At 64.2% G+C, this 3,187-nt stretch carries 3 protein-coding genes; all 3 read right to left on the bottom strand.

The window, feature by feature from the left end; all coding sequences use genetic code 11:
* Positions 1 to 15 precede the first annotated feature (15 nt).
* A complete protein-coding gene (locus ABT294_RS50615) occupies positions 16 to 1,392 on the bottom strand; it encodes a site-specific integrase (RefSeq protein ID WP_350813731.1) in 1,377 nt (458 codons plus the stop codon).
* A gap of 116 nt (positions 1,393 to 1,508) precedes the next feature.
* Positions 1,509 to 1,841 carry a helix-turn-helix domain-containing protein gene (locus ABT294_RS50620; RefSeq protein ID WP_350813732.1) on the bottom strand — a complete coding sequence of 111 codons (333 nt, stop codon included), beginning with the start codon at positions 1,839 to 1,841 and terminating at the stop codon, positions 1,509 to 1,511.
* On the bottom strand, positions 1,838 to 2,881 hold the full coding sequence (locus tag ABT294_RS50625) for a tyrosine-type recombinase/integrase (RefSeq protein ID WP_350813733.1): 1,044 nt from the start codon (positions 2,879 to 2,881) through the stop codon (positions 1,838 to 1,840). The genes ABT294_RS50620 and ABT294_RS50625 overlap by 4 nt, the downstream gene beginning before the upstream one ends.
* Between the last annotated feature and the right edge of the window lie 306 nt (positions 2,882 to 3,187).

Below are 3,187 nucleotides of genomic sequence, written 5' to 3' on the forward strand. Positions count from 1 at the left end.
AGCTGGCAGCCCTAGCTATCCATCAACGATGGAATCGCCTGGCCGGGGATAGCTGAGGAAGTCAGCTCCTGCGAGCTTCGCATGGCGCATGGCGGTGATCGGGTGAATGCCGAGGGCTTGAGCGAGCACGGAGGGTGGGGCTTCGCGGACGAGTTGGAGCCAGGTCCCACTTCGTGCCGCAAGTGGCGGGAGTCCTTCTCTGCTGAGCCGAGTGGCGATCATCTGTGGTGTGATCGGTTGGCGGGGCATGCCGCCGGGGAACAGCCACGGGGAGTCGGGGTTGGCGGCGGTGTTCATGTGTGGGCGGTTGCCGAGGTAGGCGCGCAGCAGTGTCGCGAAGGGCTCCGGAACGGGGATCCACTCCCGGCTCAAGCGCAGTTCGACGCTCTCGGCTGTCACTTTGACGTGATCCATGCGCATGCGCGCGATGCGCTGGATGGGCTGGCCGAACAGCAGGATGAGGCATCCCGCGATCCGATGATCAGCGGGCATGGTCTCGTGAAGAAGCAGCATGCGTAGGAGGTCGAGTCGGCGGCCCTCCTCTATGTGAGGGCTGCCGCGATAGTTCCGCGTGGGGATCTTGATGCCTTTGATGAGGCGCTGGCGCACTGCCCAGCAGAGGAAGCTGTCGATCTGCTGGCGTGTGGTCGGGCCGGCAGAGAGCCACGAGTCGATGTCGTGCTGCGAGCACGCCCAGATGTGGCGTCCTCGCTCCTGGAGCCAGTGGAGGAAGCTGGTAGCGACCGTTGTCGACTGCTTGGCATGCAGGAAGGCGTTCTGGGTGACCGGCGCCTTGGCAGCTTGAGCTCGTAGGCGCCGGAGATGATGCCATCGTCCGAACTGCTCTATGACCTGTCGCTGTTCGATGTCCTGCAGGTCGGCAAGCTTTGTCGCGAGCCATCGCTCGTAACCGGCGACGTAGCGGTCCCGGAAGGGCAATACCGCGTGTTCGATGAGGAGTTCGCGGACGTACTCGACTGTCTGAGACTTGGGCAGTGCATCGAATGCGGCATGATTCAGCGGCAGGTCGCCGTTGCCGAGTGAGCTGAGCAGGGTGGCGACCTTGGGGTTCGTCCGGATCCAGGTGACTCCGCTGTTGGGGCGCTGCATCCCGGCCAGGGCAGTGGCCAGCGGTATGAGTTCAGGGCGAACTACGCTGTCGGGTCCGGCGAGCAGGCTGGTGATGAGGGTTTTCAGTTCGCAGGCCCAGCAGGTGTTCTTCTTGGCCAGCCACGCCTCGATGCCGCACTGGTGGCAGGTGAGATCGAGCGGGATGTGGCTGCAGCTGAGACATGTGGGCTGACCAGCATCGTTCCTCCCCGGCGTCATCCCCTGATGTCCGCAGTCGGCGCAGGTGCCGACGCGGCGTTTGGCAGCCTGGTAGCAATACATGCAGATCGGACCCTCGGGCCAGTTGGCGGCGGTGAGGTGGTGTTCGCCGCAGCGAGCGCAGGCGCGGTACTTGTCTGGGTCGGGCGCTGCGCGTGGCCGGGGTTTCCGGGGGCGACTCATGCCTCGTCATCCAGGATGCGGGCCCGTTCTGGGCGGATATCGCGGGTGAGTTTAACCACGACCTGTTCCCCGGCGGCCTTCTTGCGGACGACCGTTTCGCTGTAAGGCTCGATCAGGTTGGCCGGGGTGCAGTCGAAGATGTCGCAGAGCGCGATGAGGGTGCGCATCGACAGACGCTCGGGTTTGTCGGTAACCAGCCGGTAGACCTGCGCCGAGGACAAGCTCACGCCGCGGTCGCGCAGCAGAGGGATCAGATCGGTTGTCTTCCACATGTCATGGGCGGCCATGAGCTGCCGCAGATGCCAGTGAAAGTTCAGGCGTCTGGTCACGATGGGCCTCCTTGGCCTGGACGGTTGAGGGCCCGGCTGATGGTCCGGTCGAGCGCCTGGCGCAGGACGCGGTTGCGGAAGTCCGACGACACCGAGGTGTAAAGCGCGGTCGTCGACGCATGAGAGTGTCCGACCTGGAACTGGACGAACAACGGGTCGTAGCCCCCCTCGAGGAGGTGGGTGACGTAGGAGTGGCGCAGACAGTGCAGGCCGATCTCCGGCGGCAGGCCCACCGCTTCGCGGTACTCGGCGAACCTGGCGCCAAGCGGATCCAACTGCAGGCGGGCAGAGCGCTCGCTCGGCCAGAGGGCCGAGCTGGCCCTGGCCGTCTCGAAGAGGTCGCGAAACTCGTCCACCCATTGGTCGATGACCCGGGTCGACCACGGAAAGACGGTCAGAACGCTGCGCCGCTTGGGCGGACTTCCTCTGCTCGCCTTGCCCCAGCGGACGTAGACGACGCCGCGTTCACCGAATTCCGAGGCTTGTGGGTTTGGCCCGAAGTCCTCCAAGTCGAGCATGATGACCTCACGACGGCGAAGACCCCAGGCGTAGGCGGTCTTGAACGCCGCGCTATCTCGCAGCGCCGACAACCAGCCCTTGCGTCCCAGCTTGCGGGCTTCGGCCACCCGCTCGTCGGCGTAGTCGAAGAATCGCTGCAGTTCACGCTTGGTGAGAGCTCTCCGGCCTGGGCGGCCTTCGTACTCCACGACGTGCGCCGTGGTGTTCCACTCGAAACAGATCTGACTCGGATGCGAGCCGAACAGTCGCTCACACACGCCAGTCCACTGGTAGCGGGGATCGGCGACGTAGTCCAGGAACAACCGTAGGTGGCACTGGTAGCCACGAACCGTAGACCAGGCCAGATGCCGGCCATCTCGTGTCCGGAGCTCCGCCGTGAAGTCTTCAAGATCATGCGGCTGCCATGCCCATGGCCATTCTCCGGTGAACCGCTGGAAGCGCCGTACCAGGCCAACCCGGTCCCGGATGGTAGCCATGTTGAGATTCCGGCTGAGCTGCTGAGTCTCCCAGCCGCTCAGCATGGACTCGAATACCTGCTCATCCGGCCTTAGCAGAGGCGAGGCTCCTGCGATGAGGAGATGTGGAGCAGTGCCAGGAATCTCTCGTCTGTCGGCCACGAAGCCTCCCAGGCCTCAGGAGTAACGCCGATGGAATCATTCATCAGACGAAAGATCCCTCGCAGCCGTACAGATGAAGACCCCTGCCAAAGGTTTCAGGCACGACACGACTGCGGACCCGATGCACACCTCCACCAGCACTCCAGCTGCACATCACCACTCCGCGCGCACTCCGATGAGTCGTCGCATCAAATGCAACTCATCGGGGTT

This window comes from Nonomuraea sp. NPDC000554 (genome assembly GCF_040300065.1).
Taxonomy (GTDB): Bacteria; Actinomycetota; Actinomycetes; order Streptosporangiales; family Streptosporangiaceae; genus Nonomuraea.

Coding starts and splice junctions, on each gene's coding strand:
- ABT294_RS50625 (WP_350813733.1), bottom strand. CDS start 2,881: ATGCTGAGCGGCTGGGAGACTCAGCAGCTCAGCCGGAATCTCAACATG.
- ABT294_RS50615 (WP_350813731.1), bottom strand. CDS start 1,392: ATGTATTGCTACCAGGCTGCCAAACGCCGCGTCGGCACCTGCGCCGAC.